3 protein-coding genes are annotated in these 2,585 nt (G+C 60.9%); 1 reads left to right on the top strand and 2 read right to left on the bottom strand.

The window, feature by feature from the left end:
- A partial coding sequence (locus ABYB95_RS21275) for a dienelactone hydrolase family protein (RefSeq protein WP_372661624.1) occupies positions 1 to 840 on the bottom strand: 840 nt, incomplete at its 3' end.
- A gap of 307 nt (positions 841 to 1,147) precedes the next feature.
- Complete coding sequence (locus ABYB95_RS21270) at positions 1,148 to 2,002, bottom strand: SDR family oxidoreductase (RefSeq protein WP_372661621.1); 855 nt, start codon at positions 2,000 to 2,002, stop codon at positions 1,148 to 1,150.
- 86 nt (positions 2,003 to 2,088) lie between these two features.
- Here ABYB95_RS21270 and ABYB95_RS21265 point away from each other — a divergent pair, with 86 nt between their 5' ends.
- Positions 2,089 to 2,529: a winged helix-turn-helix transcriptional regulator gene (locus tag ABYB95_RS21265; RefSeq protein ID WP_372661618.1), complete on the top strand. Its 441-nt coding sequence runs from the start codon at positions 2,089 to 2,091 to the stop codon at positions 2,527 to 2,529.
- The last annotated feature ends 56 nt before the right edge of the window (positions 2,530 to 2,585 follow it).

Below are 2,585 nucleotides of genomic sequence, written 5' to 3'. Positions count from 1 at the left end.
GACCGTTTCGCCCAAGCCGGTCGTCATGGAGTAGCCTGATCGCACGTCCCAAGCGTGGGTCACGCCGTTGCCGTAGATGTGCCAATCGACAGGTCTCCCTGCAGCTTTCAGTTCCTCCATCAATGGATAGCAAAAGGGCTTAATGGGCGTTTCGCGGTCTGCTTCCGCCATTAGCATTAACACTGGGCGATCAATGTCGAAACGTAAGAAATTAGAAGCCGAAGCTGCGGGACCTGCCTGGAACCCGCAACTACCGTACCAGCCAACCGATGCGCGGAATCGGTGGGCGCTCCCAAAGTAGGAGCTAACGGAGGGACTAGCCACCACCGCTGCGGTAAATGCCCCCATAGAGTAGCCAACCTGGTAAATGCGGCCTTTGTCCACTTCTTTGAGTGTTTGCAGATGTGCAAGCGCATCGAACGTGTCACGCCACACCAGTGCATTGCGTATGACCCCATTGCGACAGTCCTTCTGCCCCCTGGGTTGGAAGCTGTCCAACATAAGCACCAAGTAGCCAGCCTCCAGGAACTCCTTCATACGCTCACGCAATGCCAACGTGTCTACACCACCGCACGAGTGGGTGACAACGATGGAGGGGAAGGGGCCCTCGGTGTCATTGGGCTTGAAAGCCGTATTCCCAAGCGACGAGAACAAGCCCAAGATCTTCACCTCGTTGGTGAATTTCAGTGGCGAAAATGGAGTTATGAATCGATCCAATATTCCGGCCGGAATGGGCCGCGAGGCCGCCTCCAATGTTCCCGGCGCAGGCTGGGCGGTTGATGTATTGGCCATTGCCAAGAGACATACCAGGGCAACAGCCGAACCGATGTTGGTTGGCATTGATCGCATTGAGGCACTCCATCTCGAATCAGTGATGGTATGGACTCCTTCGCTCGTCTGCGCGACATCCGTGCTCGGGTCTTCATTGACGCGGGGATCAGGTCCTCACTCAAACAAAAGAGGTCCGACATGAATGCTACTGCCATGGCCGTCGATTTGGACAAATCCGGTATCGAAATTGCCGTGGCAGACGAGCATTAGCGCATCGCTGAAACCCGGTGCTCAAGAAACACCAGACGACAGATGGATTTTCATGGTGTTTTCGCAGGGGACGAGCTGTATGCCCATTTCTTCAGCGCCCCAATCTTCAACCAGCCAGAGCCTGTTGCACGCTCTCAGCCAGCGGCGTCGTAGGCCGGCCGATGAGCTGGCTCAGTTGGTGGCTGTCGTCGAACAGGCCGCCTTTTGACGCACCCGTGTCGGAGTCGGCCAGCATCTGCGCCAGTCCGCTGGGCAGGCCTATTTTTTCCAGCGTTGAAGCGAAGACTTCTTGCGGCATGTCCTGGTAGGCCACGGGTTTGCCGGACTGGCGGGCGAGTTCGGCGGCGAGTTCGGTGAGGGTGTAACTGGTGTCTCCGGCGAGTTCGTAGACCTTGCCTGCCTGGCCTTCGGCGGTGAGCACCGCAGCGGCTGCGGCGGCGTAGTCGGCGCGGGAGGCGGAGGCGATGCGGCCGTCTTGGGCGCAGCCGATCACGGCCCCGTGTTCCAGCGCGGCGGGCGCGCTGGCCAGGTAGTTTTCGGTGTACCAGCCGTTGCGCAGCAGGACATAGGGCAGGCCGGATGCGGCGAGCAGGGCTTCGGTGGCCTGGTGTTCGGTGGCGAGGCCCAGCGGCGAGCGGTCTGCGTGCAGCAGGCTGGTGTAGGCGAGCAGCTGCACCTGTGCCTGGGCGGCGGCTTCAATCACCGCCTTGTGTTGCGGCAGGCGCTGGCCAACCTCGCTGGACGAGATCAGCAGCAGCTTGCTCGCACCTTTGAAGGCGGTGGCCAGTGAGGCCGGTTGTGTGTAGTCGGCGTGTCGCACCTGCACGCCCAGGGCGGCCAGGTCGGAGGCCTTTTCTGGACTGCGTACCGCTGCCACGATCTGGGCGGCTGGCGTGGTTTTGAGCAGGTTCTGAATGACGAGGCGGCCCAGTTGGCCAGTGGCTCCGGTGATGACGATCATGAAAATTTCCTGGGTTTTTGAATGGGGAGCGGGCAGAATAGCAAGGCAGCTTACTTTTTGTAAGTACATACCCAGAGGTAAGTGATATGGACGAAACCCAGGTTTCTACGGGTGCGGGCGGGATGGCGGCCTTGATGCGGCGCGGCGAGCTGTTTTCGGCCGCGTGTCCGTCGCGCGAGGTGCTTCAGCACGTCACCAGCCGTTGGGGCGTGCTCTTGCTGGTGGCCTTGATGGCCGGGCCGCACCGCTTCAGCGATCTGCGCCGCAAGGTGGGCGGTGTGAGCGAAAAAATGTTGGCGCAAACGCTGCGCTGGCTGGAGGCGGACGGTTTTGTGCTGCGCCAGGTGCATGCCACGGTGCCGCCGCAGGTCGAGTACAGCCTCACCCCGCTGGGGCAGGAGGTGGGCCAGCGGGTGGAGGCACTGGCCGATTGGATCGAGTGCGCCATGCCGGACATCATGGCGTCGCGGAACGCGCGCGAAGCGGTCCAGACTCGGGAGCCCGTGGGCGTTCACCGCATCCGTTGATGATCCGGCCGAGTGAGGTTTTGAATTCCGTTTGGGCTGCGCTTGTCTAAGCCCTT

The sequence above is a fragment of the Hydrogenophaga sp. genome (assembly GCF_041633695.1).
Taxonomy (GTDB): Bacteria; Pseudomonadota; Gammaproteobacteria; order Burkholderiales; family Burkholderiaceae_C; genus Hydrogenophaga.
This window is presented reverse-complemented; position numbering and strand designations above follow the sequence as displayed.